Origin of the sequence: Bacillus sp. es.034 (assembly GCF_002563655.1) — a bacterium.
Lineage (GTDB): Bacteria > Bacillota > Bacilli > Bacillales > Bacillaceae_B > Rossellomorea.
On sequence record NZ_PDIY01000001.1, the window covers coordinates 4,039,288 to 4,064,913 of the forward strand.

The window sequence follows — 25,626 nt, forward strand, 5'->3', positions numbered from 1 at the left end:
CTTTCTAAGGTGTATGCGTTTAGTTTACCCCAATAAAAAGGGGTGACCCTGTACGGAAAGAAGCAATGCAGCTCCTCCTGATCTCATGATCGATCAGGAGAAGGTTGCTCCTTACCGGGTCAGCCCTTTTACACTTATACAACTTTCCTGAAATTAAAGTTACCCTCTGTGCGTCAAATAACGCTCGTACCAAATATCGATAAAGTCCGGGGCGAACGGCCCTTTCCTTTGTCTGATCCAGCGGACAAGCTTGTCGACATTCCGCTTAAGGATATGATCGATCACATCCGGGTAACCGTACAGCTTTCGATGAGCTTCATACTCATCTTCATCGAGCAGTGTATATGTCATGTCGGGAAACACTTTGATATCCAAGTCGTAATCGATATACTTGATTGCCTCATGATCATATACAAATGGTGAGCTTAAATTACAATAATAATAAATACCGTCCTCACGAATCATACAAATAATGTTAAACCATAGCTCAGAATGGAAATAGCAGATGGCCGGCTCTCGTGTCATCCACGTCCTTCCGTCTGACTCCGTCACCATCGTCCGGTCATTTCCACCGATGATCTGATTGGTCGTCCCTTTCAGGATCGTCGTCTCATTCCAGATGCGGTGAATGTTTCCATCATGCTTGAAGCTATGTATTTGTACAGATTTTCCTTCAGTGGGAACCGCCATCGTATCCCCTTCTTTCATTTCAGAATTACCTTTATATATGGTTGTCTATTTTATCATTATAACGTTTCCTCAGAAAATTTAAAACAAAAGGGCTATCCTTAAAGAAAATATCCTTTAAGAATGGCCCGAATTTGATCTTTACTGGGGTCTAATATAGAAATGGCAGTGGAACTCCTCCTGATTTTATGATGTAACACCGCTTTGTTCCTTTTGATAGGAACGGATCACTTCATCGGTCTGCTCCTGGAAGGTTTTCTGGATTTCCCTGAGATCCTTCTTCTTCCTGAGTATTTCCTTCTGTATCGATTCTATCTTTGTCATCTCCTGAAGCTCGATCAATTCCTCCTCCAACGCCTGGCAACGCTCTATCTCGGACTGAAGATATAACAACTTATCCATTGTCTCCAATTGCACAGTAACCAACTCATTAAAACGCTGCTGCATCACTTCGACCAACTCCTCTAAACAAGCTCTCCTAACACATTCTCCCTTCAGTGCACAAACCCTTTGACTTTTTCTGTCACAATCGTGGAAGTTTTGTCGATGGAGGGACGGACCTCCATTTTTAGAGGTTATATGGAGTAGAAGTGTTGTTATATAAGGATTTGTATGATTATGAGTGTTGTTTTGAGAGGTCCGTCCCTTAAAAATGAAAAAGCACCCATCGAAATGGGTGCTTTTTCTGTCAAGAACAATGAAATTATTGTTGTTGACCGTATTTTCCAGAAGCTTTCGCTTTGTTAGCTTCTGCTTGTTGGTTTTGTTGCTTTACGTGTTGTGCAGCAGTTGTTTCTGAAGCGAACTCAGTACCGAATTGTTGCTGAGCTCCTGCAGATTGAGCGTTTTGTTGTTTCACTTGTTGAACGTTTGTACCAGATTGAGTTTTGTTTGGTTGTTTTGCCATTGTAATCACCTCCACGCTTATTAAGATAACCAAGCGTGGATTTCACTATACGATAAATTTCAGGAAAAACATTCCATCAAACAAGAAGCGAACGACCACCGTCAACGATGATGGTTTGACCCCTGATCATGGAAGAATCGTCTGAAACGAGGAACATGACTGACTTCACAAGATCATCGATTTCGACCATGCGTCCTGCAGGTGTTTTGCTGCGGGCATCCTCAAGGAGCTCTTCACGATTAGGGAAGTGTTTGAGTGCGTCCGTGTCGATTGCGCCGCCTGATACGGCATTTACAATAATGTCACGTGGTGCAAGCTCAACGGCAAGATAGCGCGTCAATGCTTCCACGGCAGCTTTCGAAACCCCTACCGTCGTGTAATTATCCAAATAACGGATGGATCCCAAAGAGCTGATGCTCACGATGCGTCCGCCCTTGTCCATTAATTTGGCTGCTTCCTGTGCACAGAATAATAGAGCTTTACTGTTAATATTCATCGTCCAGTCCCAATGAGACTCTTCAAGCTCCATGACAGGACGTAATACTCCTGAAGCCGCGTTGCTTACCAATACATCCAACCGGCCGAACTCTTCTTTGATTTGTTCGAACATTGATTTGATTTTTTCGACATCCCCGACATTCGCACGGACCACAAATGCTTTACGTCCAAGCTTTTCAACTTGTTCAGCCGTCTCAAGTGCACCTTTTTTACTTCTGGCATAATTGACGACGATGTCGTACCCTTTTTCTGCAAGCTGGATGGCGATTTCCCTTCCAAGACCGCGGCTGCTTCCTGTTACTAATGCTACTTTTTGACTCATATTACTTCATCCTTTCAATTTCATTTTTCCAATTGGTCCAAAGCATAAAGCGCCCCTGAACACGCAAACTAATAAGAACATATCAGTTAAATGGAGGAATGAGTTATGTATGTAGGCAGAGATATGACCGAGCTTTCAATGATACCGAAAGATGAGTGGAAGAAAAGCGAGCTTGCTTTCTTTCACCATTCACTACAACAAATAGTACCTTATTTGAATGCAGAAGGACAATCGATTCACCGGGAAATTATCGAAGAAATCGAAAACCGCGGCGGAATGAAGCGCGGCGAAGCGGATTATACTCATGGCACGAAGATCAGTTACGACTGACATAAAGGAGCAGCGTGTCCCGCTGCTCCTTTCTATTTCTGCAGTATCCCTGCTCCCGTTTCCTGCCAGATTTTCTGATGTGAGACAGGAAAAGCATACTTTTCCATTTCGAATGGAGTAACGGCAATCAGTTCGCTTCCTTCTAAAGTACTGCTGTCTACAGATCCGACAAACACTTCGATATCCCAAACGATATGGGAGAAGATATGCTGTATCTTTGTGACAACTCCGGCCTTTAAAGAGCAATCCACTCCATACTCTTCTTCCATGAGTTGGAGCAATTGCTTCCGTCCGCTGCTTGCATTTCCGACTTCAAAATTAGGGAATTCCCATAAATTAGCGAGCAGTCCCTTCCCGGGGCGTTTATGGATCAACACCCGATCATCTTCCGTAAACAGGACCGCTGCCGCCATATTAAGCTTGCGGGCGGATTTTTTCTTCGATTTAATCGGAAGTTCCGTCTGAACACCTTCTTCAAAAGCCTGACAGTGCTCACGTACGGGGCAAAGCAGACAGGATGGGGATGTCGGTGTACAGATCAGAGCACCGAGCTCCATCAAAGCCTGGTTGAAAAAGGAGGGGTTTTCTTTTGAAATCAGCTCCCTCACTGCTTCTTCAAACACTTTTCTGGATGAAGGCTTGGCGATATCAAGCCAAATGGACAAAATACGTGAAAATACCCTCATCACATTTCCGTCTACGGCAGGCTCGGGCTTGCTGTAAGCAATACTTAAAATCGCACCCGCTGTGTAAGGACCGACACCTTTTAAAGAAGAAATTTCTTTTGGTGTATCCGGAACGATTCCTTCATACTTTTCATTCACTTCTTTTACGGCTGTTTGCAGATTCCTGACTCTCGAATAATAACCGAGGCCTTCCCACGCTTTCAGGACATCCTCCTCATCTGCAGAGGCAAGGGCAGCTATGGAAGGAAATTTCTCGATGAATCGGTTAAAATAAGGGATAACCGTATCCACCCTTGTTTGCTGAAGCATGATTTCTGACACCCATACTTTATATGGGTCTTGATCCTTCCTCCATGGCAGATCCCGTTGTTCTCTTGAAAACCATGAAATCAAATCTATCTGAAATTCCTCACGGTTTATGGTCTGTAAGTGTTTCAGTGGCTCATCTTTCAATTTTGTACCTCCAGGATGTTAATTGTTGCATTGAATAGGGAATAAATAATTAGTACTCTGTTTTTAAACATATAAGGTTTATTTCTTGTAACCCACCGCAAATACATTCATCCAATAATCCAAATAATAAATGACGGCGGGACATCCGTAAACGTTTTAACGCATGAAAATGGGATTCTGTCGGAACCACAAAGGTTTCGATATAGCGATTCGAATCATCTTCAGCCTTCTCCCAATGGAAGTTGAGAGCATCATATTGTGGTAATGACTCTGCGATATCGGTCATAATTTGCTTATATCGAGGCTTTAAATTCTGCTTGATTTCGTATTCCAAATGTATATGCAAAGTGTTTTTCATTGAAATAATCTCCTTTTAACCATATCATGTTCACCAATGAAACGTTATAAACAAATCTTAGAAATGCGAGCCAAGGGAGGACTTTTTTTGGATACAGGCACTCATATCGTCATGGGCTTCGCTCTCGGGGGATTGGCCACATTAGATCCCGTCGTAGCTGAAAGCGCAGCCACTTCTCAAAGTGTGTTGGTCGCAGCCGTGATCGGCTCTCAAATTCCTGACATCGATACCGTATTGAAATTGCGTAATAATGCGGTTTATATTCGTCACCACCGGGGGGCGACCCACAGTATTCCTGCGGTCGTTCTCTGGCCACTCTTAATTGTTGCTTGTCTTTATCCTTTTTTTCCAGGTGCCGATTTGCTTCATCTATGGATTTGGACATTTGTGGCCGTATTCCTCCATGTATTTGTCGACATTTTCAACGCATATGGGACCCAGGCCATCAGGCCGATCTCGTCGAAATGGGTCGCTTTAGGAGTCATCAACACGTTTGATGCGATCATATTCGCCATACATGTAGTCGGATTGATTTTGTGGGGTCTGGGTTTACCTCCGGGAAAAACCTTTTTGGTCATGTACATTGTCATTTTTGCTTACTATGTATTGAGATTCCAGGTTCAAAAAGCCGTGAAAAATGCGGTGAAGCGAAGGATTCCCCAAGCTGAAAAGATCATCGTTTCACCGACGATCCGATTTTTCCAGTGGCGCCTTGCGATCGTTACGAAGGAGCATTATTATGTGGCACGGGCATTCAGGCGGTCGATCACGATCTTTGATAAATTCGAGCGCGTGGAACTACCTGACAGTCCGATCATCAACGCTGCGAAAAAAGATAAGAATCTGGCTGCCTTCCTCTCCTTTTCCCCTGTTTACCGCTGGGAAGTGGATGAGTACGATGACCATTATGAAGTCCGCTTCATCGATCTGCGATATCGAAATGACGGACATTACCCATTTGTGGCCCTTGTGCAGCTCGACAAAGACCTGAACATCGTCAGCTCCTACACAGGATGGGTCTTCAGCGAAGAAAAACTCCGCTCAAAAGTCGACATCGACATTTTAATTGATTAAAGCATTGAGGGACGGACCTTTAAAAGGTCCGTCCCTCATTACTTTAATGTACTAAACCATCATCTTCTTTATCATCAATCAGATGTTTGTATTTCGGGTTTTGTGCAGCGAATTCATGGATGTGCTCACCGTATGTATTGACCCATTGTCGGACGACTTTCTCCGTCACTGCTTTTCCTTTGTAATCGTAACCTGCTTTCGCGTATGTCGCTTCGAAATCTTCCCATACAAGTTCAATCCAAGTCCTCGCTTTTTCATACGAAAGCTTATTATTTTTTTCAATTAGCAATTGTGTTAATTCGTGGAATGTTGACTCCATTTTGTCTCCTCCTTTTCCATATATTTAGTTTGTACTTTTATGATAATGTCGACCATTTCTCCCATACTAAGAGTACGTGGTTAAGCTTAGTTGTGAATCTTTGCTTCTTCACGGTATAAGTCAGTACATTTCACCTTTTAGGAGGCACATTATGCGAAATAAATCGACAGGGTTCCCCAACATGAACAACAATAAATTTGAAGGTGAACCGAGAGCAAAGGCGGAATATGCATCTAAAAGGGCTAACGGCACCATCAACACCCATCCTCAAGAACGCATGAAATCTTCTGGACAAAGAGATCACGACTCACTTTAATACAGTGAAATTTGATTAGGGGGTAGTCACGATGGCAAACATGAAAAACAACTTCTACCGAAATAAGTACAGCAGTCCATTTAACAAGGCATTCTACAATCCGAAGCATGCCCATTCTCAGGCAAATGGACAAACCACACAAACTCAAGACTTAATCATTCTGGAAAACCAGACACGTAAGCGTTCCTAGATCTTCCGAGGTCCGTCCCTCTTGACGGACCTCTCTTTTTTTTCTGCTGCTAAAAGGGAAATGGGTAAAGCTTCTTCTTTTCCGTCTCCCCCAAGGCGATATCCCCAGGCGAATACTCCATTCAGATAGTCCACTTTGAAATAAGTGCCCGGATCTCCTTCAATCCCATAAATCCCGCCAGGCTTATAAGCATCTGGATCCATCAGATAAGCCTGCGCCATAAGGGCCTTTCGCTCCAATACAGCAAACTCATTCACAATCCCCAACTGCTCAGCCTTTCTGGCCTTCTCCTTCAACGAAGCAATCTCCTGCCTCAACTCATGCTCCGTCATCTCACTATATCTTCTCTCTTGTTCCATTCTCATCACCTCTACTAATAGTAGTATAGAGAAAATGATACAATAAGAAAAGCGCAAGCGGCTTGGTCAGCCCCGACAAGCATTTCCGAGCAAGCAGATGAGGGCGCTTTTTGCCCTCAACTGCTTGATTGGAAATGACCTCGAGGGGCTAGCCACTGGAGCTGGACAATAAGAAAAGCGGAGACGACTGGTCAGGCCCGACAAGCATTTCCGAGCAAGCAGATGAGGGCGCTCTATGCCCTCAAATGCTTGATTGGAAATGACCTCGAGGGACTAGGAGTCGGAGCTGGACAATAAGAAAAGCGGAGGGGCTTTGCCTTATGACCTCGAGCCTCTAAGCCCCGGAGCTGGACAAAGAAAAGCACTAGCGGCTTGATCAGCCCCGACAAGCATAAGAAAGGATGATTAATCATGAATACAGCCCTCATTACAGGCGGAGGCTCAGGCCTCGGGAAAGAATTGGGGAAGCTCCTTAGCCAGCAAGGATATCATATCTTCCTGCTGGGTCGAACAGAAGACCGTTTAAAGGAAGCTGGAACAGAAATTGAAAACATTGGCGGACAGGTTTCATTTGTCACGTTGGATATACGCTCAGCTCATGACATTCATCAATTCAGCAGGAATCACCTTAATGATCTTAATGTTGAATTACTCATACATAACGCAGGCGTGGGCTATTTCGGTCCTTTCGAGGATTCAAGTGACGATGAGTTGATCAGTATGTTTGAAACCAATGCCCTAGGGCCAATCCGGTTAACGAAGGCACTGCTGCCTCAACTGGAGCAGGAAAGCACGATCATCAATATCATCTCTACTGCCGGCCTCAGAGGAAAGAAAAACGAGTCCCTATATGTAGCAAGCAAATTCGCTCTGAGAGGTTTCGGGGAAAGCCTTCAAAGGGAATACGAAGCCACGGACCTTCGCATCGTGAATGCTTATATGGGTGGAATGGATACTCCATTCTGGGAAAACAGTGATCATATTAGTGACACGTCAAGGCTTCGCTCTCCTAAAGAAGTAGCAGAGACGATCGTAAATGAATATCAGGAAAAAGATGAAATCGTCATCGAATCAAAAAAATAAACATCAAAAGGCAGCCTTCTGGTATAGAAGGCTGCCTTGATTTAAGGAGCAAACGGAAAAAACATAAAGGCCACGAAAAATAATAGCATAGGGACCAAAAACAATGCGAATACATCAATGACCACGACAAAGGCGATCCATACCCAGCGGATGCCATCCTTTCGTTTTAAAAACTGCTGAATCATCCTGATATTGACCAGAATCAAGATGATTGCCACTCCGAGAAGAAAAAATGGCACGACCCATTTCCCCATACCCTCAGCAAATCCCTGGTTGTACCACTCCTGCCTGCCTAATGAATAGAAGTCCGTTTGCACTTTAATCATCAATTCACCTATGAGAAATAGGAGGGCAGAACCAATCACTATTCCTCCGGCGTAAAGCTTGAATTTCCTCCCTGTCCCAATGAGAAGTGGCAGGGTAACAACAACAAACAGGATCGCAACAATTTCCACTGAACTCTTCCTTTCCCCATCCCTTTAATAATGAACAAAATCACTCTTCATTTTCTTTTAATTCTTCCAACAGCCTTTCAATGTCTTCCATTGAAAATCCTTTTCGATACAGCGTTTGTTTCATTTTCTGTACATACTCATATCCATCATATTTTGAACTGAGTTTTCTGTGTGCCTTCAACCCCTGATGATAAACCGCATCCCATCTCTCATCATCATCCCGTTCGGATTCGACCGTTTCCCATACGATTTTCATGACTGAGCCCGGATACCCTTTCCTCATCATGTTTTGTTCAACCTTCTGCTTGGCAATCATCTTGGAATCTTTACGATATTTATGAAGGAGCTTTTCTGTCAGGGCGACGGCTTTTTCTACCTGCTTTTCTTGTGTGAAAGCGGCCAGGGCTTCTTCAATATGGGAATCCCCTACGCCCTTTCTCCTTAATTCCCCACGGATCCAAGTCGGGCCCTTGTCAGCCGTATTCATCTGGGTACCGACAAACGCGTGGGCGAATTCTAAATCATTGATGTATTTAATCTCATTTAATTTATGAATGACTTCCTGAATGACCCCTTCCTCCGGGTCTCCTTCCTGGAGGTGATCACGGATTTCCTTTTCCGTTCTCATCCGGTAAGCCAGATATTGAATGGCTTTATTAAATGCTTTTTTGACATCGTCTTCATATTGGAGCTCCGAAATTTCGAGCTCATCCACCTCCAGCCCTTTTCTGAGCTGAAACTTAGCAAGCACCGCTTCATCGACACTGAAAGAATATTTTCCATCTATAAATAAATTGTAACGCTCATCGTTCTTCACTTGCTTCGTTATTTTCGTAATCTTACCCATATTTTCCACCTCCTTTTAATCCTAACACATTCAACATATGTTTTTTATTCTGAAGATAGGTAAAATAATAAGTATAACTGGAGGGATGATGATGAAGATTGCCATAACAGGTGGAACAGGTTTTGTCGGCAAGGCTCTGACTGAAGAACTTCTCAACCACCAACATGAAGTGATGATCCTGACCCGAAATCCGGATAAATACAATGCTCGGCCAGGTGTGACGTATGTGAAATGGCTATCCGATGGGGCAAGACCCGAAGAGGAGCTCGAAGGAATTCACTCCTTCATTAATCTTGCGGGAGAGTCCATCAATAGCGGAAGATGGACCGAAGAACGCAAGAAACGGATCATCAACAGCCGGATCAACTCAACCCGGGAAGTCATCAATATCATAAAAGCATTGAAAGAGAAGCCCGCCTGCCTTATCAATGCAAGCGCAATCGGCTATTACCCCTCTTCCAAGACGAATACGTATACGGAATCCTCAACCGAAACTGCAGACAATTTCCTGGGAGAAACCGTTCAAATATGGGAAAAGGAGGCAGCCAAAGCCACCCAAATCGGCATTAGGGTAGCCTTTACGCGATTCGGCATCATTCTCGGCAAGGAGGAAGGCGCCCTTCCACGGATCGCCCTTCCCTATAAAATGTTTGTCGGGGGGACTGTTGGGTCTGGTGAACAGTGGATGGCGTGGGTTCATATTAAAGATATTGCGCGGGCCGTGCATTTTGTAGCCGAAACAGAGGGGATTGCAGGACCTGTTAATGTCACCGCTCCTTCTCCCGTCACTATGAAAGAATTCGGAAAAACACTCGGGACAGTCATTGAGAGACCCCACTGGATACCGGTCCCATCCCTTGCTTTAAAAGTGGCGATGGGTGAAATGAGCGCACTCGTACTGGAAGGACAAAGAGTCTTACCGGCTGTCCTCTCAGAACACGGTTTTCAATTTCAATTTCCGGAATTGAAAAGTGCCCTCATGGATATTTATAAGTAAGTCACAGGTATGTCCCTTTCTTTTAACGGCAAAAATAGAAGTAATCTTGAAAAGAAGGGATGTACATAGAAATGGATAATAAGAAAAAGAAAGACAAAAACAAGTCGGTTCTATCAAGTGCTCAGGAAGTAACGTACTCAAGGGAGTTCAAAGCAGCAGATCGTGCAGGCGGTTTCAGTTCCAAAGCCCACAGATAGACAATTATTACCTAACTAAAAGCCCTTACTTTGAAGAAAGATAAAGGTACAGGTCCCAAAGGGATCCTGTACCTTTATTTTTTAACCAAAAGGGGATGTTGATATTGGGAAGATCACGCGGCCATAGCAAAAGAGGAAACAAAAACAGCCTGCCACAAACACCCGCTCAGCTCAAATCTGACGGTGTTGACGAAGAGTTCTCACGAGAACTTGCCGACCAGGCAGATATGGAAGCACAAGCCCGGGCGAACTCTGCAAACCAGCGGACACGGGTGAAGAAAAACCAATAGTGAATCCCGTTAGTTAAAAAGTCGGGTTTGAGGAATTCAGCTTTAAAAGAGCCCCACGCTGTGACAGCATGGGGCTCTTTTCATATCCTAAACGTTCACACGACAATTGCCTTCTTGTGCTTTCTGTCATGTTGGGTGATCATCTGTTTCAAGTAGGGAATCACCCAATGGTCAGCTCCCCAGTAGTAGGCTCCTCTACCTGCAAAGAGTAGGATGATGGCCGCTGTGTAAAGGATGGGGTTCGTGCTGACAGTCCCCGCCAGTAAGAAATTCAGGTTCATAAATGCACCTGCGAGAAGAGTCGGAATGGTCATGAATCCAATAATCAACCCTACACCTACCAACATTTCTCCCCAAGGAATCAAGACATTGAACAGTTCTACGTTCGGTAAAGCAAATCCTTCCAAGAATTCTGCATACCAGCCTTGTACGGCCGGATGATCTCCTGTCGTTAAATTCCAGCAAACCTTCACCTGTCAAAAATCAACGGGATTTTAACAGGTGAACAGCCGGTTGTCTGTAGTTAACTCTCTCGACTCAAATCAATGATCCGGATTAAATTTTCACTATCATCTTGATATATGGCATATCTTCCTGGTGGGATATCACATGGAGTTTTAATGAAATGGAGCTTTTCCTGATGTTGTTCATAATATTCATCCACGCTGTCTACGATAAAAATTCCGCCTGGTCCTAATTCCGGCTCATCATTTTCAATCATTAGTTGAATATCCGTACCCGGCAGCCTAAGGGCAATCGTATGATCTCCTTCTCTCCAAGCTTCTTCAAAGCCTAAAGTGTCACGATAATAATTGAGTAATTTTCTTAAATCAGTTACAGGATGACACAGAAATGCCAGTTTCATATACTCCACCTCAATTGATATTTTTACCAAAACATAACTTGGTTATGTATAACGTAACTTAGTTACAAATTATTGTCAATATGATATGATACATATATGAAAAATTGGATACCTGTACCAGGAAGTAAAAAGGAAACGATTATCAGATTAGCACTGGAACAATTTAAAGAGAAAGGGTATGAGGGGGTCAATATCAAGGATTTAGCGAAGGAGGCGAATATGACGACCGGGGTGATTTATCATCATTTTGGTTCGAAAGCACAGTTATATACTGTGATCAGACATGATGTTGAACAGCGAATTATAGACCGGATGGAAGGGGCAGCAGACACCGTCATCGATCCCGTCAGAAAACTAGAAACTGCCTTGTTAGCAGGGCTCGATGCCACCATTAAGTTAAACGTTTGCCTACTATTAAGTGAGGAAAATCCCCATTCAATTGATAAAATAGAAGAATTTGTACTTCATCTTCTTGAAGAAACCATCACAGGACTGGAATTCATTGTCCTTCCTTCCTGGCGTTCTATATTAGAAGCTGTAGAAAATAATAAAATTGACCAAGATCATGGAAGGAAGCTATTAATATGGCTTTTTCACAAAAAGATGTAAAAGTGTCGCCCGCCTCTTTTACATCACCAAACTAAAAACAGAAACTTTCTAATTTCCCACACGTATTACATAATAGAGATAGATATCCGTTTACGGGGGATGAAATGATGAAGTCAGAGAACAAGCTTTGGAGAATGTGGAAGGTATTATCACTCGCCTTATCGATCGTGGTCAGGGTCTACTGGTACCGGCTGCGGGGTAAGTCCCAATGGGAAAAAGAAAAGCTTTGGGAACAAATCGGGAAAGAGTTTAAGGAAACCCTTTTTGAACTGAATGGCGTGTTGATCAAAGTTGGACAACTGTTAAGTATACGGGAGGATCTGCTTCCGAAAGGGTTCATCAATCAAATTCAGGACTTGGTTGACCATGTACCTCCTTCACCTTGGGAGAAAATTGAATCGGTTCTTGAACGGGAATGGGATGCTACCGTTACTACCAAAGTCAAGAGCATCGACCAGGAAGCCATCGCTTCCGCTTCCATCGGGGAAGTGTACAAAGCGACACTGCTTGATGGCACGCAAGCGGCCATCAAAGTGCAGCGACCGGAGATCCCTTCACTTGTGAAGACTGATTTCCGCACGTTGTCCATCATCATCTGGTTTGCCCGGCATTTTGCTCCCATGCCAAAAGGGTTCATTAATTTTAAGATGCTATATAGAGAATTGAAACAGGTCATCGAGCAGGAGCTCGACTTTTCCAAAGAAATGAATACTGCCATTACTTTTAAACAGAGGTTTAAAGATCATGCCAATGTGAAGATCCCGACTATGTACCCTGAGCTCTGTACAGATAAAGTATTGGTGATGGAATGGGTCGATGGGGTTCGATTGAATGACAGGAAAGCGATTGAGTTGTATGGACTGAATGGCCAGAAGCTTGCACAGGAACTATTCCGACTCTTCCTCCCTCAGTGGCTCGAGCCCGGGTTCTTCCATGCCGATCCCCATGCCGGGAACATCCTGCTTCAGCCGGACGGTACTTTCGTTTTATTGGATTACGGAATGATCGGGGAAATTTCAAAAAGGGATTCAGCCCATTTCCAAGATCTCCTCGAAGGGGTTCTTCTAAAGAATTTCCGGAAAGCATCGGAAGCCCTTGCCGAATTGGGGTTCCTGCTTCCAGACGCCAGTCCGAAGACGATTGAGCCTGTGCTAAAGGAATTTGTCACTCTGGACATGGAGCAGTTTAAACAAATGGACCTGATATCAGTAAAGAAGGAAATCAACGAAATGGTGAAATCACTTCCTGTGCAGGTTCCGACCCGCTTTATCTTTTTAGGGCGATCCTTCGCCACCATTGAAGGGCTTGTTCACACTTTGAGCCCGAATGAGGAAACCCTTGATGTCGTTAAACCTGCCTTTATGGATTGGGTGAAAGATGGGAACACGAACAAATGGGAGCTTCTTATGAAATGGATCAGCGCCCAACCTCTTTTTCAGACCGTTCAGAAAGTACGGCAGTTGTTGGATATACCGGAAAAAGCACTGGAACAAAAGGATCACCATCAGCTAAACGGGTTTCAATTTAAACTATTCGAAAGTCAAAAGAAGCAGGCTTTTGTCCTTTTGCTTGCAGGGTGCATCGGGGGATTCACAGGACTTGCGCTCGGTATGGAGCTCATCTGGCAAGGAGGCTTTGCACTTGCAGGATTCGGTGTTGCCGGGTACTGGGTTATTGCCACAAGGCAAAGAAAATGGTTGAAGAAATTGAAGAATGGTCAACTGCATTGAATGTAAAAAGGGAACCTGTAATAAGGGTTCCCTTTTTATGGTAGAATTCAAATAGGAGGGATACAATGACAAATCGAAAAGAACCGTTCAATGATGTGACCGACCATATGTCTAAAATTGAAGGGGCACCCATGAACCAGCCCGAAAAGGAGAGTCTTCCACTCGGGATCCGGATTATCGGTTATGTAATCATTGGGTTTACAGTCCTTATGTCTTTATTTGCCCTTATTTTCGGCTTGTTAGATTGAAATTTATTCCTCTATGATTCAGGGTGATACTGATACTCCCCCAGTTCAATCCGGTTATTTCCTATAAAGTGGACCCCTTCCGCTTCCAGGGACAGCCTTTGGGTCATTTTTTGCTCCTCATCAAGAAATCCGATTTCCCCTTTGCTATTTAGAACCCTGTGCCAGGGGAGTTTATACTTTTCACTCATGGAGTGTAGAATCCTCACCACCTGCCTTGCAGCCCTGGGGCTACCCGCCAGCTCCGCAATTTGTCCGTATGTCATGACCTTTCCCGGAGGAATATTGGCTATGATGTTCACCGCTCGTTCGGTAAACGGCTTCATGCATGTTCACCTCCCCATCTTCCTCTCAATTATGTATGACCCTTATTGAAATAGGAAGTCCGGAATATAGGATATCATGTCTTCATCAAGTCACGTTCCTAGAAGATTCGCTGCCTTTATATTAAACTGTATATGAATGAAAAGAAGGACGTGATAAGAATAATGGATATTAAACTGATTGCACTGGATATGGATGGGACACTCGTCAACCATGAGGGAGAGGTATCTCCTGAAAACGAACAAGCCATTCAGCGGGCAAAGGAAAAGGGAATTCATGTTGTACTGAGTACCGGACGCTCTCTTTTTACATGCAGGGACATTTCAGATGAGCTTGGTCGTTCATCTTACCTTGTCACCGTGAATGGCGGGGAAATCTACGATCATGAATACAATCTTGTAGACCGTATTCCCCTTGATATTGATCTTGTAAAGCAACTATGGGCGCTTAAAGAAGAGCATGATGTATATTTCTGGTCTTCCACTAGCCAAGGCTTATTCAATAGCAGGAAACCTTTTGACCGGGATATCGAATCTTATAATTGGCTGAAGTTTGGCTTTGATATCCAGGATGATGATGTCCGCAAAGTCCTGATGGACGAACTGGTGAAGAATGAAGCACTTGAAATTACGAATTCCTCACCCACCAACATCGAAATCAATCCAGCAGGGGTCAATAAGGCGGCTGCCCTGGTGAAGGTGTGTAAATGGCTGGATCTTTCAATGGATCAAGTCATGGCTGTCGGTGACAGTATGAATGACATCGCGATGATCCGTGAAGCAGGATTCGGTGTGGCCATGGGCAACGCCCAGGAAGCAGTGAAAGAAGCAGCGGACTGGGTGACAGGGATCAATACTGAACACGGTGTCGCTCAGGCAATCGATAAAGTATTGAAGGAAATGAACTGACTAGTGTAAAAGTGCCTGATTCTCTATTGAATCAGGCACTTTCTCTTTCTACCGGGTCTATTCCTTTCCTGTTACGTCAATACTAATGGAAAAAACAAGGATTGTACCCTATTATGTACCTCATACTGATTGTTGTCGTCTATTTACTTTTCGCAAAGTTCTTTATTGATTGGAAACGCTGGAAGGATTATTATCCAACGGTGCAATTTTATATTATCTGTAACCTCACGTATAACGTGATTTTTTATAATCACAGTCTATGGGAGTATAAGGCCGTGACGTTAGACTGGCTGAATCATACGATGATCGATTTTGTTTTTACCTTCTTCATCATTCCAGTGGTGATCATGATCTATCTCCGTTATTTCCCCTATCGGAAAAAGAAGATTATTTACGTCTCAAGCTGGATCGTGTACTTTACATTTCTCGAGTACTTATTTCATAAAAAAGGGCTTTTCCTTTATGAAAATGGCTGGAATTTAGGATGGTCTGCTGTATTTAACATCATCATGTTTACCATTTTGGGGTTGCATCACAAAAAACCCCTGCTTGCACTCATCCTTTCTGTTCCCATCATCGGTATCCTTCTGTTGATCTTCCATCCATCTTTTCATGAATTAAAGTGAGGGTGTTTTGATGACTTCCTTTTCCACACCTGTTTTTATAATCTTGATTCTCGGCGTATATATAGCGATGGCCATTTATATCGCAAGGTTGAAACGAAAAGGATAAAGAAAAGAAGCACCCCATTCCGGATGCTCCTTTCTCTTTTTATTTTACGATAATCTCATCATTTTCAACTGATACGGTCAGTCCCGTTACGCCTTCTTCATCAAGTAGGAAGTCGGCAATCTTATCTTCCACTCTTTCCTGGATCACCCGGCGCAATGGTCTTGCACCAAATTCAGGGTGATATCCGAGTTCCACGAGTTTGCGCTTCGCTTCTCCTTCAATTTTCACGGTAATTCCCTGCTCCTTGAGCTCAGCCTGCAACTCATTCAGCATCAGATCAAGAATGTGCAGCAGCTCAGCCTTTTCTAGAGATTCGAATTCAATGATACTATCGAATCGGTTCAGGAATTCCGGTTTAAAGTAGGCACCCAGCGATTGAAGAATATTCGTTTCTTTAATGGCATCTGTGCCTCCGGTATTGAAACCTACGACGGCTTCCTTCTTATCCGTCACCCCGGCGTTGCTTGTCATGATGATCACGGTTTCTTTGAAGCTCACCGTTCTGCCCTGACTATCCGTAAGACGGCCGTCTTCAAGAATTTGCAGGAACATATGCTGAACATCCGGGTGTGCTTTTTCAATTTCATCCAAGAGTATGATGGAGTACGGATTTCTTCTTACTTTCTCAGTCAGTTGACCGGATTCTTCATGACCCACATAGCCAGGAGGGGATCCGATCAGTTTAGACACAGAGTGTTTCTCCATATACTCACTCATATCAAGTCGGAGCATGGAATCTTTAGATCCAAACAACTCTTCAGCCAATGTCTTCGTTAATTCCGTTTTCCCGACACCCGTCGGTCCGACAAATAGGAATGTTCCGATCGGACGGTGCTTTGCTTTCAAGCCTGCCCGGCTTCGTCGGATGGCTTTCGCCACTTTTTTCACGGCTTCATCCTGTCCGATCACTTTATGAGCAAGATTTTCTTCAAGGGATTTCATCCGCTTACGATCATCACTTTGAAGCTTTCCAACAGGAATGCCTGTTTTGGTCTCAATGATTGCCTGGATCAGGTCCTTTTCTACAAGTGCCTTTGAATCAAAGGATTCCTGCCCAAGCTGTTTCTCCAGGGACGCTTCCTCATCCCTCAGGATTGCTGCCTGCTCATAATTTTCTTCTTTCGTTGCTTGCTCTTTCTTCACTCTTACTTCATGTAATTTTTTGTGTATGGCCGTTTTATCCTTGCCTTCAGATAGAAGGTTCACTTTTGAACCTGCCTCATCCATGAGATCAATCGCTTTATCCGGCAGGAATCGGTCCTGAATATAACGATGTGACAATTTCACACAAGCCTCGATGCTCTCATCAGTAAATTTCACTCCATGATAGTCTTCATAGCGGCTTTTTAAACCTTTGAGAATTTCAATGGCTTCTTCCAGAGTAGGCTCATTGACCAAAACCTGCTGGAAACGACGTTCGAGTGCCGCATCTTTTTCGATTTGACGATACTCTTTAAGGGTTGTCGCCCCAATCACCTGCAGTTCACCGCGGGCAAGCGCCGGTTTTAAAATATTCCCTGCATCCATGGATCCTTCTGCAGAACCTGCTCCCACCAATTGATGGATCTCATCGATGAACAGCATGACGTTCTCACGATTTTGCAATTCACTGATGATGGCTTTCAACCGTTCCTCGAATGAACCCCGTACACCTGTACCAGCTGTCAAGGAAGCAACATCCATCACATATACTTCTTTGTTTAATAATTTTGACGGCACATCTCCTGCTACGATTTTACGTGCCAATCCTTCCGCAATGGCTGTTTTCCCGACGCCGGGCTCACCGATCAGTACCGGATTGTTTTTATTGCGGCGGTTCAGGATTTCAATCACACGATCCACTTCTTTGTCACGACCGATAACCGGATCGATCAAGCCGGCTTTAGCTGCTCCAGTGACATTACGTCCGAACTGATCGAGGATGCCGTTTCCGCCATTCCCATCTTTCGTTTGAGCTGATGAAGATGGCTGCTGTTGGCTTTGGAATCCATGGTCGGGACTTCCGCCCATGCTCATCCCTTTGAACAACTCATCAAACGGGAAGCCTCCGTGAATGCCAGAAGGGGTTTGCTGCTTTTGAAAGCAAGCAGAACACATTTTCATACTGGATTTCTTACCGTTCAGTTGCGTATACACTTCAACCGTTGCTTTATTATGATGACATACTTGGCATTTCATAAACATGACCTCCTGTTGTCTTGTTATATATATAGTGGTTTGTTAATTGGTTAATGGTTAAGGTCATTTTAGAATTTGACTATGTTTGACTTTGACTTTATTTGACCTTATAAGCATAGTATACTTTGACCTTTTTTGACTTTCAACATTTTTGCTTATGGGAATTTTTCTCAGCTCCCGCTTTCCCGTTGAGTGAAGAGTATAGTAGGGTTGGAAAGAGAAATCAACTAATTGATTTATTGATATTCCACTCCTGAAAAACACAAAAAAGCCGGCATGTTCGCCGACTCTATTAATACCAATGCTCCCAGTTGTCTTTGTAACACTCATGCTTCTTTTTATGGCATGTGCATTTTTTAATCTTCTTTAGTTCTTCCAGAATGTCTTCTAGAAGATCTTTGATGTCTTGATGCTTGTCTTTTTTACAATCATCATGGTTGTAGGATTCGGATTGTTTTTTATACATACGCTGATTCACCACCTTTTCAACCATTGGAAGAATATTCATCATATTTGCCATGGCCCCTAAGTTTCCAAATGAACCTAGTGCATCAAGAGAACTCTTACCTTGAGAACCTAACAGTCCTTTAAGGTGATCCTCATTCAGTAATGAACTTACTTTTTCCTTTGCCGTTTCCAGATCAAGTTTACTAGCATCTTCTTTTGTGTATTGGTTGATTAAATCCATAAGTCCTTCTAGTGGATTATTTTTTTCACTCATCTATTTCCCCTCCATCTTTTTGCAAGTTTCAATGTAATGGTATTCCTTGAAGACTCGTCTCCAAGGAATGATCAATCTTTAATCTTAGCTAATGGCACTAACGGCAAGTAGAACCAAAATAGCGATTCCAACAATCAATGCTGCTAGAGGGTTAATTGCAAGTAGAACTAGAAAAGCAACAATTAACAGAACTAATAGCAAGCTGTAAAAATCAAATCCGTCATGAGAATGACCTGCACCCATCCATAATCACCTCACTTATTCAGTACTTGTAAATCACCTTACATGGCTATCTTATGTATGTATTGCTAGTTTCGAATGATATAAACGTCTATTTCCTAGTAAAAAGGGCTAGCTAAACCATAAAAAAATGCTAGACCTAAACAGGTCTAACATTTCACCGTTACTATTTCGACTATCCTTATACTAATTCACGATCCCAATGACGATGTGCTGCGATGGCTGCAGTGAATTCCTCGGCGAATGACTTCATGTCTTTCCCGGTTACAACACCTGAGCCTTTCACACCTGCTTCTTCCAACCAGTGTAAACCTTCATGGGTGGCACCGATCGGTTTAAAGTGAGCATACGCTTCTTTAACAAAGTAGGTGGTATCTTGAGAGAATTTCTTATCTGCGTTTTCTCCACCTACTACGTATAGGCTATCGAATAAGACCGATTCTCCCGTTAAGAATGTATGGTCCACTTCAAGCTCTGTACCGTCATCACCTTTGCGAGTCCCCAGCTTATCACTGATGATTTCAGGCTGAACCCCTTCTTCTTTAAGAGCAGAGAGAACACGGTTCACTTCTTCTCCTTTGAAGCCATCTCCAACGATGACACCGACTTTACGGGTAGCCGGCTTTTTTTTCGTATTTTCCTGACTTAAAGCCGGTGAAGATTTCGTTACCTTCGATCCTTCTCCTTCAGGTACTTCTATATTGATTGCTTCTGCGAAACCTTTTGCCAGGTCCATACTGACGTTTGCAAACATATCGACGATCTGCTTTTGAACCGATTTGCTTTTCACTTTTCCCAGTTCAAAACTGAAGGCTTGAATGATATGCTCCTTCTCAGGTTTACTCATGCTGTTCCAGAATAGTGTCGCCTGTGAGAAGTGGTCCTTGAAGCTTTCACTTCTTGTACGTACTTTCCTGCCTTCCATCTTTTCCTGATAATGTGTGTACCCGCCTTCTTCCTTCGAAGCAGGGGCCGGTGTATTATGAGCCAGTGAATTGTTATGATAGCTCACCGGTCCTTTATTAATGGTATGACGGCCATATCCATCACGCTGGTTATTGTGGAAAGGACATACAGGTCTGTTAATCGGAAGCTCGTGGAAGTTCGGTCCCCCAAGACGGATCAATTGTGTATCCGTATAGGAGAATAAGCGCCCCTGCAACAACGGATCATTGGAGAAATCGATTCCAGGCACAACAGATCCAGGATGGAATGCAGCCTGCTCCGTTTCGGCAAATACATTGTCCACATTGCGGTTTAACGTCATTTTCCCGACGATCTTCACAGGGATTTCCTCTTCCGGCCATAATTTCGTAGGATCGAGGACATCAAAGTCAAAGTTAAACTCATCTTCCTCTTTGATGAGCTGAACACCGAGCTCATACTCCGGATAGTCCCCTCCCTCGATGGATTCGTAAAGATCCCGGCGGTGGAAATCTGGGTCTTTCCCGTTAATCTTCTGTGCTTCATCCCAAACGAGTGAGTGGGTTCCGAGTACCGGTTTCCAGTGGAATTTCACAAAGTGGGCTTTGCCTTCCTCGTTCACCAGGCGGAATGTATGGACACCGAAGCCTTCCATCATACGGAAGCTGCGGGGAATCGCCCGATCGGACATGGCCCACATCACCATATGAGCGGACTCCTGATTGTTCGCGATAAAGTCCCAGAATGTGTCGTGGGCAGAAGCAGCCTGAGGCATTTCATTATGTGGCTCAGGTTTAAGGGCATGAACAAGATCCGGGAATTTGATCGCATCCTGAATGAAGAATACGGGAATATTGTTCCCTACGAGATCATAATTCCCTTCTTCTGTATAAAATTTAGTGGCAAATCCCCGTGCATCCCGTACAGCCTCCGCAGAGCCCCTGGAGCCCGCCACTGTGGAAAAGCGTACGAATACAGGTGTCTTCGTCGACGTGTCCTGAAGAAATTTAGCCCTAGTATATTCTTTCATAGAGTCATAAAGTTCAAACTCCCCATGAGCCGCAAAACCGCGTGCATGAACAATCCGTTCAGGGATCCGTTCATGGTCGAAGTGGGTCATCTTCTCACGGAAGTGGAAATCCTCCATTATAGTAGGTCCACGCTCTCCGGCTTTCAGGGAAAACTCATCCTCTGATACCTTCAGCCCTTGATTGGTTGTAAGATGCTTTCCTTCGTCATCCACTCTATACTGTTCAAGCTGTTCATCTTTACTTTTACCATTCACCTTCGTACGACGATCGTCTCCCATTCTTTCATCCCTCTCATGTGTATTAATGTTTACTATGTAAAACATTCTGGTTATCTAGTACCCTGGATGAATTGACCTAAACATTTAGGAGCTATGATTTTTTAAATTTTTCCATTCTTTTCTTTACTGCGTAACATTGTTCTGTTAAACTGAACATACAGTAACGTAACAATGTTTTGTTGCGAAAAGAGGTGAACCCTCATGGAAACAGATCTTATTTCTAAAAAGGAAGTGCTGGAGCTGACTGGAATATCTTACGGACAGCTTTACCGCTGGAAACGAAAGAATATCATCCCTGAAAGCTGGTTCATCAAGAAATCCAGCTACACCGGTCAGGAGACGTTCTTCCCGAGGGAAAAGATGCTTGCACGGATCGATACAATCAAAGAATTGAAAGATGATTACTCCCTGGATGAGCTCTCTGATTTCTTTTCACCCAATCCAGCAAAGATCACAGTCAGTGTAGAAGAACTGTCGTCCCACAACATTCTTTCAGAACACACCATGGCTTTCTGTACATCGCTATTACCAGTAAAGAAAGCTTACGAATTCCAGGACATCTTGCATATGGTGATCATCGAAAGGTGCCATAGGGCAGAGATTCCTAAAGAAGCCCGGCAGACCCTTTATCTTTTTCTTCATGAGAAATTTACACCACTGAAAGAGTCTTCCCTTGAGTTGATCGGTCTCAAAAAAGGTGAGGCGTATATGTGGATGCTCCTGCCCCTCCCTTCAGATTTCCTGTTGGACCATACGGCTCAAGTCGTATTGAGATTCGATCTACAACAAATGATGGAAGAATTGAAAATCACGTTAACGAATACGAAGGGGATCTGATGTCCCTGAATAGGAGGAGATATGCATGAATACAGTGGAAAAGAAAAAGCTTCATGATTTGAAGATCAGCGGGTCCGGATCATCCGGCGGTGGCCAATTTGATGAAGTGAAGATCAGTGGAAGCGGGAAAATCGCAGGGGATATTGACTGCCGTGAAATGAGAATATCGGGTTCCGGCACCGTTGCAGGTGATGTTAAAGCTGGCCTGATCAAAACAAGCGGCTCTTCCTCCATCGAAGGAGATACGAAAGCCGAAACGATTACAACGAGCGGAAGTTCCAAATATGAAGGGTCCGTGATGGCATCCGAAATGACGATAAGTGGATCCAGTAAGGTGACCAGGGATCTTATCATCGAAAAATTCAAGATAAGCGGTTCATGCAAAATAGGCGGAAAAATTCAGGGCGGATTGATCAGGGCGAGCGGGTCGTTAACGGTTGGAGGGGATTGTGAAGTCGAAACCTTCTCAACTTCGGGCTCTGTAAACATTGATGGATTGCTGAACGCCGACAATGTCCAGATTGAAGTCAACCATGAATCTTCCATTAAAGAAATAGGCGGTGAAAAAATTTCAGTGACTCACCATCATTCAAGCAAACTACTGAAACAGGTAGTCAACTTCTTTCTCCAAAAGGAAGATTACTTATTTTCCGAACTGATTGAAGGTGACGAAGTATATCTCGAAAATACGAAGGCAAAACTCGTGCGCGGAAAAAACGTCGTAATCAGGGAGAATTGTGAAATCGATACGGTAGAATACTCCGGCACCATCGAGGTACACAAGGACAGCTCCATCCGAAACAAGGTGAAAATCTGATATACCAGTGAGAGGGGGGGAGCGGCGAGGCCACCCCTGTTATTTCATTTCCACTACCCTCTTTACATCCCCTTAATCTCCACATAATCGAAATTTCATATTTTTATTCTGAATGTTCTGCTATATTAATAGGTATATAGTACAATCCTGCGAGGATATTGGAGGACTTTATGGAACGCTTGACGGATCACCTCATCATCATCTCATTCGATTGTTTATCTGCCTTGGACTTTCCCATTCTAAAAGAACTTCCCCACTTCCAGGAGCTGCTTGCACGCGGGTCTTACTGCAAAGGGGTTGAAACCATCTATCCTTCTGTCACGTATCCTTGTCACGCCACGATTGTAACCGGAAAGTACCCCAATCGTCACGGTGTGGTGAATAATACACTCCTCCAGCCTGGCAGGGAATCGCCGGACTGGCATTGGCACCGGAAATCCATAAAGGGTACCACCCTTTATGACGAGGCAAAGAAGGCCGGGATGACCACCGCTGCCCTCCTTTGGCCGGTGACAGCCAAAGCGGACATAGATTTCAATATGCCGGAAATCTTCGCCAATCGTCCCTGGCATAATCAAATCCTCGTTTCACTTCTGAATGGGAGTCCCCTCTTCCAACTACAGATGAATCGTCTTTTTGGCCATCTGCGCAAAGGCCTGAATCAACCTGAGCTGGATGATTTCGTCCTGGAATCGACGCTTGAAACCATCAAAAGGAAACCGGATTTATTGCTTGTGCACTTTACGGACCTTGATACCATGCGGCATTACCACGGTTTCTCTTCTGACGAAGCACATGCTGCCCTCCGCCGCCATGATGACAGATTGGGAAGAATCATAGGAGCGTTAAGGGAAAACGGCATGTATGACAAGTCGACGATTGTGGCCCTTGGTGATCATAGTGCCCTCGATGAACTGAAGGCGGTCCAGCTTAACATTCTTCTTAAGGAAAATGGGTTCATCACCGTAAACCACCGCGGTAAGGTCACTGACTGGAAGGCGTATTGCAAAGGGTGTGATGGTTCTGCCTATGTGTACACAAAGGATTCCGATTCCACTCAAGAAGTGAAGTCGCTATTGGAAAGGTTACAACCGGACCCTTCCAATGGAATCGAATCCATACTCACTGGAGAAGAAGCTGCCGGGAAAGGGGCCGATGACCACTGTTCGTTTATGCTCGAGGCCAGACTCGGTTTTTATTTCAAAGATGCACTGGATGGCTCCTTCATTCATACGATCACTCCGGAAGATGTGAAGGATAAGCGTTACACGTATGGCTCCCACGGCTATTCTCCGAAAAAGGAGAACTACTCCACGATCTTCATGGCGGCAGGAAAAGGAATACGTCCTCACCTTGAGATTCCTTCCATGGGTCTCATAGATGAAGGACCGACATTTGCAAGATTACTCGGTCTCAGCTTAAAAGATATTGACGGACAAATGATTGAAGAATTATTGGATATCTAAAGAAGATTCTGTTTCCTTAGGGGGAAAAATCATGAAACGTTTTTCAAAAGAAGAAAGCAGCTGGATTTTTTATGATTGGGCCAATTCAGCGTATTCCATTATCATTTCTACCGCTGTCTTTCCGCTCTTTTATAAAGCAGCCGCTACAAATGCCGGTGTCAGTGCCGCTAATTCAACGGCCTATTTGGGATACACCATTGCCATTGCGACCTTCATCCTGGCCATGATCGGTCCCATACTTGGTACCATCGCCGATTATGAGGGATATAAGAAGAAGTTCTTTACCTTCTTTTTTGCACTGGGTGTGACATTCACCCTCCTCCTCGCTTTCGTCCCGAGCGATCAATGGCTGCTTCTTTTAGTCTTCTATACAGTGGCAGCAGTCGGCTCAGCCGGTTCGAACGTCTTCTATGATGCCTTTCTGACCGACGTTACGACGGAAGAAAGGATGAATCGTGTATCGTCACGTGGATTTGGATTCGGGTATATCGGGAGCACGATTCCGTTCATCCTAAGCATCGCCATCATCATCTTATCCCAGAACGGGACCCTTCCCATCTCCGTCACCGTCGCCAGTAAGATTGCCTTTGTGATTACCGCTTTATGGTGGGGTCTTTTCTCTATACCGCTATTAAAGAATGTCCATCAGCGCTACTTCATCCAACGGGAGAAAAACCCGGTCGCGAACAGCTTCAAACGTCTTGGCAAAACGATGAAAGAAGTCAGGAAATACCGGGCACTCTTTTTATTCCTGCTTGCTTACTTCTTTTATATTGATGGTGTCGGTACCATCATCACGATGTCCACTGCGTACGGATCTGATCTTGGGATCACCTCCACCAACCTTTTGATCATCCTCTTTGTGACCCAGGTGGTGGCTGGACCATTCGCCATTCTCTATGGAAGGCTGGCTGAAAAATTCACGGGTAAAAAGATGCTGTATGTCGGCATTTCCGTGTATATCATCGTTTGCATTTACGCCTATTTCTTAGAAACAACCATGGACTTCTGGATCCTCGCCATGCTCGTCGCTTCTTCTCAAGGAGGCATACAGGCACTGAGCAGGGCTTATTTTGCAAAACTGATTCCGAAGAAAAATGCCAACGAATTCTTTGGGTTTTACAATATTTTCGGTAAGTTTGCATCGATTCTCGGACCCTTATTAGTGGCAGTCACCGCGCAAATGACCGGTGCATCCAACAGTGGTGTGTTCAGTCTGGTCATCCTCTTTATCATCGGGATCGTGATACTTGCTTTCGTACCAGAGCCGACAGAGGCTGACGTCGAGAAATCAGCCATCGTATAAAGAAAGAGCCTGAACGCATATGTTCAGGCTCTTTCTTAAGCATTTCA

Annotated in this window: 33 protein-coding genes and 1 pseudogene; 17 read left to right on the forward strand and 17 right to left on the reverse strand. The window is 44.1% G+C overall.

Annotation, left to right across the window (positions count from 1 at the left end; genetic code table 11):
• Positions 1-159 precede the first annotated feature (159 nt).
• The 4 genes from ntdP to fabL form a co-directional block, all read right to left on the reverse strand.
• A complete protein-coding gene (gene ntdP, locus ATG71_RS20605; protein ID WP_098441923.1) occupies positions 160-690 on the reverse strand; it encodes a nucleoside tri-diphosphate phosphatase in 531 nt (176 codons plus the stop codon).
• Between the two features lie 183 nt (positions 691-873).
• On the reverse strand, positions 874-1,134 hold the full coding sequence (locus tag ATG71_RS20610; protein ID WP_098441924.1) for a YgaB family protein: 261 nt from the start codon (positions 1,132-1,134) through the stop codon (positions 874-876).
• A gap of 256 nt (positions 1,135-1,390) precedes the next feature.
• Positions 1,391-1,594: a gamma-type small acid-soluble spore protein gene (locus ATG71_RS20615; RefSeq protein WP_098441258.1), complete on the reverse strand. Its 204-nt coding sequence runs from the start codon at positions 1,592-1,594 to the stop codon at positions 1,391-1,393.
• 76 nt (positions 1,595-1,670) lie between these two features.
• Positions 1,671-2,414, reverse strand: coding sequence for an enoyl-[acyl-carrier-protein] reductase FabL (fabL, locus tag ATG71_RS20620; protein WP_098441259.1), 744 nt, complete (start codon positions 2,412-2,414; stop codon positions 1,671-1,673).
• A 105-nt stretch (positions 2,415-2,519) separates the two neighbouring features.
• Here fabL and ATG71_RS20625 point away from each other — a divergent pair, with 105 nt between their 5' ends.
• The gene (locus ATG71_RS20625) at positions 2,520-2,744 is read left to right on the forward strand and encodes a hypothetical protein (protein WP_098441260.1); all 225 of its coding nucleotides are present in this window, start codon (positions 2,520-2,522) and stop codon (positions 2,742-2,744) included.
• A gap of 32 nt (positions 2,745-2,776) precedes the next feature.
• On the opposite strand, the gene mutY is transcribed toward ATG71_RS20625, so the two are convergent.
• Together mutY and ATG71_RS20635 are read right to left on the reverse strand one after the other, a co-directional pair.
• Positions 2,777-3,883 (reverse strand): A/G-specific adenine glycosylase, encoded by a 1,107-nt coding sequence (gene mutY, locus ATG71_RS20630; RefSeq protein WP_098441261.1) that lies wholly within the window; start codon positions 3,881-3,883, stop codon positions 2,777-2,779.
• A 49-nt stretch (positions 3,884-3,932) separates the two neighbouring features.
• Positions 3,933-4,241: a hypothetical protein gene (locus ATG71_RS20635; protein ID WP_098441262.1), complete on the reverse strand. Its 309-nt coding sequence runs from the start codon at positions 4,239-4,241 to the stop codon at positions 3,933-3,935.
• A gap of 87 nt (positions 4,242-4,328) precedes the next feature.
• On the opposite strand from ATG71_RS20635, the gene ATG71_RS20640 reads away from it, so the two are divergent.
• A complete protein-coding gene (locus tag ATG71_RS20640) occupies positions 4,329-5,315 on the forward strand; it encodes a metal-dependent hydrolase (RefSeq protein ID WP_098441263.1) in 987 nt (328 codons plus the stop codon).
• Positions 5,316-5,358: 43 nt separating this feature from the next.
• On the opposite strand, the gene ATG71_RS20645 is transcribed toward ATG71_RS20640, so the two are convergent.
• The gene (locus ATG71_RS20645) at positions 5,359-5,634 is read right to left on the reverse strand and encodes a YfhJ family protein (RefSeq protein ID WP_098441264.1); all 276 of its coding nucleotides are present in this window, start codon (positions 5,632-5,634) and stop codon (positions 5,359-5,361) included.
• A 151-nt stretch (positions 5,635-5,785) separates the two neighbouring features.
• On the opposite strand from ATG71_RS20645, the gene ATG71_RS20650 reads away from it, so the two are divergent.
• Positions 5,786-5,950 (forward strand): small, acid-soluble spore protein K, encoded by a 165-nt coding sequence (locus ATG71_RS20650; protein WP_034762570.1) that lies wholly within the window; start codon positions 5,786-5,788, stop codon positions 5,948-5,950.
• A gap of 31 nt (positions 5,951-5,981) precedes the next feature.
• Positions 5,982-6,140 carry a YpzG family protein gene (locus ATG71_RS20655; protein WP_082051311.1) on the forward strand — a complete coding sequence of 53 codons (159 nt, stop codon included), beginning with the start codon at positions 5,982-5,984 and terminating at the stop codon, positions 6,138-6,140.
• Here the strand turns inward: ATG71_RS20655 and ATG71_RS20660 are convergent.
• The gene (locus ATG71_RS20660) at positions 6,137-6,499 is read right to left on the reverse strand and encodes a YfhH family protein (protein ID WP_098441265.1); all 363 of its coding nucleotides are present in this window, start codon (positions 6,497-6,499) and stop codon (positions 6,137-6,139) included. The two genes, ATG71_RS20655 and ATG71_RS20660, sit on opposite strands and share 4 nt — an antisense overlap.
• Before the next feature lie 411 nt (positions 6,500-6,910).
• Between ATG71_RS20660 and ATG71_RS20665 the strand changes: the two genes are divergently transcribed.
• Complete coding sequence (locus ATG71_RS20665) at positions 6,911-7,582, forward strand: SDR family NAD(P)-dependent oxidoreductase (protein ID WP_098441266.1); 672 nt, start codon at positions 6,911-6,913, stop codon at positions 7,580-7,582.
• A gap of 41 nt (positions 7,583-7,623) precedes the next feature.
• On the opposite strand, the gene ATG71_RS20670 is transcribed toward ATG71_RS20665, so the two are convergent.
• Together ATG71_RS20670 and recX are read right to left on the reverse strand one after the other, a co-directional pair.
• Positions 7,624-8,037: a hypothetical protein gene (locus ATG71_RS20670; protein WP_098441267.1), complete on the reverse strand. Its 414-nt coding sequence runs from the start codon at positions 8,035-8,037 to the stop codon at positions 7,624-7,626.
• Between the two features lie 40 nt (positions 8,038-8,077).
• Positions 8,078-8,884 carry a recombination regulator RecX gene (gene recX, locus ATG71_RS20675; protein ID WP_098441268.1) on the reverse strand — a complete coding sequence of 269 codons (807 nt, stop codon included), beginning with the start codon at positions 8,882-8,884 and terminating at the stop codon, positions 8,078-8,080.
• A 91-nt stretch (positions 8,885-8,975) separates the two neighbouring features.
• On the opposite strand from recX, the gene ATG71_RS20680 reads away from it, so the two are divergent.
• From ATG71_RS20680 to ATG71_RS20690, 3 genes are all read left to right on the forward strand, one after another.
• The gene (locus ATG71_RS20680; RefSeq protein ID WP_098441269.1) at positions 8,976-9,881 is read left to right on the forward strand and encodes a TIGR01777 family oxidoreductase; all 906 of its coding nucleotides are present in this window, start codon (positions 8,976-8,978) and stop codon (positions 9,879-9,881) included.
• A 71-nt stretch (positions 9,882-9,952) separates the two neighbouring features.
• Positions 9,953-10,078, forward strand: coding sequence for a YfhE family protein (locus ATG71_RS20685; RefSeq protein WP_079531092.1), 126 nt, complete (start codon positions 9,953-9,955; stop codon positions 10,076-10,078).
• Positions 10,079-10,173: 95 nt separating this feature from the next.
• Entirely contained in the window at positions 10,174-10,368 is a 195-nt protein-coding gene (locus ATG71_RS20690) for a YfhD family protein (protein ID WP_483295319.1), read from the forward strand.
• Between the two features lie 95 nt (positions 10,369-10,463).
• Here ATG71_RS20690 and ATG71_RS20695 read toward each other — a convergent pair.
• A pseudogene (locus ATG71_RS20695) lies at positions 10,464-10,814 on the reverse strand (Crp/Fnr family transcriptional regulator); the annotation flags it as partial.
• Between the two features lie 77 nt (positions 10,815-10,891).
• Positions 10,892-11,233: a VOC family protein gene (locus ATG71_RS20700; protein ID WP_098441271.1), complete on the reverse strand. Its 342-nt coding sequence runs from the start codon at positions 11,231-11,233 to the stop codon at positions 10,892-10,894.
• Between the two features lie 96 nt (positions 11,234-11,329).
• On the opposite strand from ATG71_RS20700, the gene ATG71_RS20705 reads away from it, so the two are divergent.
• From ATG71_RS20705 to ATG71_RS20715, 3 genes are all read left to right on the forward strand, one after another.
• The gene (locus ATG71_RS20705; protein ID WP_098441272.1) at positions 11,330-11,842 is read left to right on the forward strand and encodes a TetR/AcrR family transcriptional regulator; all 513 of its coding nucleotides are present in this window, start codon (positions 11,330-11,332) and stop codon (positions 11,840-11,842) included.
• Positions 11,843-11,946: 104 nt separating this feature from the next.
• Positions 11,947-13,572, forward strand: a complete 1,626-nt coding sequence (locus tag ATG71_RS20710; RefSeq protein ID WP_286163082.1) for an ABC1 kinase family protein — start codon at positions 11,947-11,949, stop codon at positions 13,570-13,572.
• Between the two features lie 65 nt (positions 13,573-13,637).
• Positions 13,638-13,820: a hypothetical protein gene (locus ATG71_RS20715; RefSeq protein WP_098441274.1), complete on the forward strand. Its 183-nt coding sequence runs from the start codon at positions 13,638-13,640 to the stop codon at positions 13,818-13,820.
• Positions 13,821-13,831: 11 nt separating this feature from the next.
• Here ATG71_RS20715 and ATG71_RS20720 read toward each other — a convergent pair whose 3' ends face one another.
• Positions 13,832-14,143, reverse strand: coding sequence for an MGMT family protein (locus ATG71_RS20720; RefSeq protein WP_098441275.1), 312 nt, complete (start codon positions 14,141-14,143; stop codon positions 13,832-13,834).
• Between the two features lie 162 nt (positions 14,144-14,305).
• Here ATG71_RS20720 and ATG71_RS20725 point away from each other — a divergent pair, with 162 nt between their 5' ends.
• Positions 14,306-15,049, forward strand: coding sequence for a Cof-type HAD-IIB family hydrolase (locus ATG71_RS20725; RefSeq protein WP_483295320.1), 744 nt, complete (start codon positions 14,306-14,308; stop codon positions 15,047-15,049).
• 113 nt (positions 15,050-15,162) lie between these two features.
• Positions 15,163-15,675, forward strand: coding sequence for a CBO0543 family protein (locus tag ATG71_RS20730; RefSeq protein ID WP_098441277.1), 513 nt, complete (start codon positions 15,163-15,165; stop codon positions 15,673-15,675).
• A gap of 145 nt (positions 15,676-15,820) precedes the next feature.
• Here ATG71_RS20730 and ATG71_RS20735 read toward each other — a convergent pair whose 3' ends face one another.
• The 4 genes from ATG71_RS20735 to ATG71_RS20745 form a co-directional block, all read right to left on the reverse strand.
• The gene (locus ATG71_RS20735) at positions 15,821-17,959 is read right to left on the reverse strand and encodes an ATP-dependent Clp protease ATP-binding subunit (RefSeq protein ID WP_098441278.1); all 2,139 of its coding nucleotides are present in this window, start codon (positions 17,957-17,959) and stop codon (positions 15,821-15,823) included.
• 292 nt (positions 17,960-18,251) lie between these two features.
• Entirely contained in the window at positions 18,252-18,680 is a 429-nt protein-coding gene (locus tag ATG71_RS20740; RefSeq protein ID WP_098441279.1) for a hypothetical protein, read from the reverse strand.
• Between the two features lie 84 nt (positions 18,681-18,764).
• Positions 18,765-18,923, reverse strand: a complete 159-nt coding sequence (locus ATG71_RS23500) for a hypothetical protein (protein ID WP_179886593.1) — start codon at positions 18,921-18,923, stop codon at positions 18,765-18,767.
• Between the two features lie 178 nt (positions 18,924-19,101).
• The gene (locus tag ATG71_RS20745; RefSeq protein ID WP_098441280.1) at positions 19,102-21,153 is read right to left on the reverse strand and encodes a catalase; all 2,052 of its coding nucleotides are present in this window, start codon (positions 21,151-21,153) and stop codon (positions 19,102-19,104) included.
• Positions 21,154-21,354: 201 nt separating this feature from the next.
• Between ATG71_RS20745 and ATG71_RS20750 the strand changes: the two genes are divergently transcribed.
• From ATG71_RS20750 to ATG71_RS20765, 4 genes are all read left to right on the forward strand, one after another.
• Positions 21,355-21,990 carry a DUF4004 family protein gene (locus tag ATG71_RS20750; protein ID WP_098441281.1) on the forward strand — a complete coding sequence of 212 codons (636 nt, stop codon included), beginning with the start codon at positions 21,355-21,357 and terminating at the stop codon, positions 21,988-21,990.
• A gap of 25 nt (positions 21,991-22,015) precedes the next feature.
• Positions 22,016-22,807, forward strand: a complete 792-nt coding sequence (locus ATG71_RS20755; RefSeq protein ID WP_098441282.1) for a polymer-forming cytoskeletal protein — start codon at positions 22,016-22,018, stop codon at positions 22,805-22,807.
• Between the two features lie 170 nt (positions 22,808-22,977).
• Positions 22,978-24,273, forward strand: a complete 1,296-nt coding sequence (locus ATG71_RS20760) for an alkaline phosphatase family protein (protein WP_098441283.1) — start codon at positions 22,978-22,980, stop codon at positions 24,271-24,273.
• A gap of 28 nt (positions 24,274-24,301) precedes the next feature.
• Positions 24,302-25,579 (forward strand): MFS transporter, encoded by a 1,278-nt coding sequence (locus ATG71_RS20765; protein WP_098441925.1) that lies wholly within the window; start codon positions 24,302-24,304, stop codon positions 25,577-25,579.
• Positions 25,580-25,626: the final 47 nt, after the last annotated feature.

Excerpts from the sequence above, each read along its gene's own strand:
- ntdP (WP_098441923.1), bottom strand. The coding sequence starts at position 690 with ATGGCGGTTCCCACTGAAGGAAAATCTGTACAAATACATAGCTTCAAG.
- ATG71_RS20610 (WP_098441924.1), bottom strand. The coding sequence starts at position 1,134 with ATGCAGCAGCGTTTTAATGAGTTGGTTACTGTGCAATTGGAGACAATG.
- ATG71_RS20615 (WP_098441258.1), bottom strand. The coding sequence starts at position 1,594 with ATGGCAAAACAACCAAACAAAACTCAATCTGGTACAAACGTTCAACAA.
- fabL (WP_098441259.1), bottom strand. The coding sequence starts at position 2,414 with ATGAGTCAAAAAGTAGCATTAGTAACAGGAAGCAGCCGCGGTCTTGGA.
- ATG71_RS20625 (WP_098441260.1), top strand. The coding sequence starts at position 2,520 with ATGTATGTAGGCAGAGATATGACCGAGCTTTCAATGATACCGAAAGAT.
- ATG71_RS20635 (WP_098441262.1), bottom strand. The coding sequence starts at position 4,241 with ATGAAAAACACTTTGCATATACATTTGGAATACGAAATCAAGCAGAAT.
- ATG71_RS20645 (WP_098441264.1), bottom strand. The coding sequence starts at position 5,634 with ATGGAGTCAACATTCCACGAATTAACACAATTGCTAATTGAAAAAAAT.
- ATG71_RS20650 (WP_034762570.1), top strand. The coding sequence starts at position 5,786 with ATGCGAAATAAATCGACAGGGTTCCCCAACATGAACAACAATAAATTT.
- ATG71_RS20655 (WP_082051311.1), top strand. The coding sequence starts at position 5,982 with ATGGCAAACATGAAAAACAACTTCTACCGAAATAAGTACAGCAGTCCA.
- ATG71_RS20660 (WP_098441265.1), bottom strand. The coding sequence starts at position 6,499 with ATGGAACAAGAGAGAAGATATAGTGAGATGACGGAGCATGAGTTGAGG.
- ATG71_RS20665 (WP_098441266.1), top strand. The coding sequence starts at position 6,911 with ATGAATACAGCCCTCATTACAGGCGGAGGCTCAGGCCTCGGGAAAGAA.
- recX (WP_098441268.1), bottom strand. The coding sequence starts at position 8,884 with ATGGGTAAGATTACGAAAATAACGAAGCAAGTGAAGAACGATGAGCGT.
- ATG71_RS20680 (WP_098441269.1), top strand. The coding sequence starts at position 8,976 with ATGAAGATTGCCATAACAGGTGGAACAGGTTTTGTCGGCAAGGCTCTG.
- ATG71_RS20685 (WP_079531092.1), top strand. The coding sequence starts at position 9,953 with ATGGATAATAAGAAAAAGAAAGACAAAAACAAGTCGGTTCTATCAAGT.
- ATG71_RS20690 (WP_483295319.1), top strand. The coding sequence starts at position 10,174 with ATGTTGATATTGGGAAGATCACGCGGCCATAGCAAAAGAGGAAACAAA.
- ATG71_RS20700 (WP_098441271.1), bottom strand. The coding sequence starts at position 11,233 with ATGAAACTGGCATTTCTGTGTCATCCTGTAACTGATTTAAGAAAATTA.
- ATG71_RS20705 (WP_098441272.1), top strand. The coding sequence starts at position 11,330 with ATGAAAAATTGGATACCTGTACCAGGAAGTAAAAAGGAAACGATTATC.
- ATG71_RS20710 (WP_286163082.1), top strand. The coding sequence starts at position 11,947 with ATGATGAAGTCAGAGAACAAGCTTTGGAGAATGTGGAAGGTATTATCA.
- ATG71_RS20715 (WP_098441274.1), top strand. The coding sequence starts at position 13,638 with ATGACAAATCGAAAAGAACCGTTCAATGATGTGACCGACCATATGTCT.
- ATG71_RS20720 (WP_098441275.1), bottom strand. The coding sequence starts at position 14,143 with ATGAAGCCGTTTACCGAACGAGCGGTGAACATCATAGCCAATATTCCT.
- ATG71_RS20725 (WP_483295320.1), top strand. The coding sequence starts at position 14,306 with ATGGATATTAAACTGATTGCACTGGATATGGATGGGACACTCGTCAAC.
- ATG71_RS20730 (WP_098441277.1), top strand. The coding sequence starts at position 15,163 with ATGTACCTCATACTGATTGTTGTCGTCTATTTACTTTTCGCAAAGTTC.
- ATG71_RS20735 (WP_098441278.1), bottom strand. The coding sequence starts at position 17,959 with ATGAAATGCCAAGTATGTCATCATAATAAAGCAACGGTTGAAGTGTAT.
- ATG71_RS20740 (WP_098441279.1), bottom strand. The coding sequence starts at position 18,680 with ATGAGTGAAAAAAATAATCCACTAGAAGGACTTATGGATTTAATCAAC.
- ATG71_RS23500 (WP_179886593.1), bottom strand. The coding sequence starts at position 18,923 with ATGGGTGCAGGTCATTCTCATGACGGATTTGATTTTTACAGCTTGCTA.
- ATG71_RS20745 (WP_098441280.1), bottom strand. The coding sequence starts at position 21,153 with ATGGGAGACGATCGTCGTACGAAGGTGAATGGTAAAAGTAAAGATGAA.
- ATG71_RS20750 (WP_098441281.1), top strand. The coding sequence starts at position 21,355 with ATGGAAACAGATCTTATTTCTAAAAAGGAAGTGCTGGAGCTGACTGGA.
- ATG71_RS20755 (WP_098441282.1), top strand. The coding sequence starts at position 22,016 with ATGAATACAGTGGAAAAGAAAAAGCTTCATGATTTGAAGATCAGCGGG.
- ATG71_RS20760 (WP_098441283.1), top strand. The coding sequence starts at position 22,978 with ATGGAACGCTTGACGGATCACCTCATCATCATCTCATTCGATTGTTTA.